At 72.4% G+C, this 384-nt stretch carries 1 pseudogene; it reads left to right on the top strand.

The annotated features are described in order from the left end of the window. Positions 1-25 precede the first annotated feature (25 nt). A pseudogene (locus V2J85_RS41050) lies at positions 26-384 on the top strand (DUF1727 domain-containing protein); the annotation flags it as partial.

Genomic DNA, 384 nt, shown 5'->3' with positions numbered 1-384 from the left:
ACCGATGCAAGGAGGATCTAGGACGATGGCAGGCAACACGGAGCCGTTGTCGCCGCGGGCCAAGCTGGCCGTGACGGCGGGCAAGGCCGCGGCGGCGGTGTCACGCGCCGCGGGGCGGGGCAGCGGATCGGTGATCGGCGGCCGGGTGGCGCTCAAACTCGACCCCGACCTGCTGGGGCGGCTGGCGCAGCACCTGGACGTGATCCTCGTGTCGGCGACGAACGGCAAGACGACGACCACCCGGCTGATCGCCGAGGCGCTGCGGGCCGCCGGGCCCGTCGTGTCGAACGCGCTCGGCGCGAACATGCCTGCGGGCATCACCTCGGCGCTGGCCGGCGGCTCGGACGCGAAGTTCGGCGTGATCGAGGTCGACGAGAAGTACCT

Origin of the sequence: Streptomyces bugieae (assembly GCF_036352915.1) — a bacterium.
Taxonomy (GTDB): Bacteria; Actinomycetota; Actinomycetes; order Streptomycetales; family Streptomycetaceae; genus Streptomyces; species Streptomyces endophytica.
Note: the sequence above shows the minus strand (reverse complement) of the source record. Positions and strands in the feature narration are given on the sequence as shown.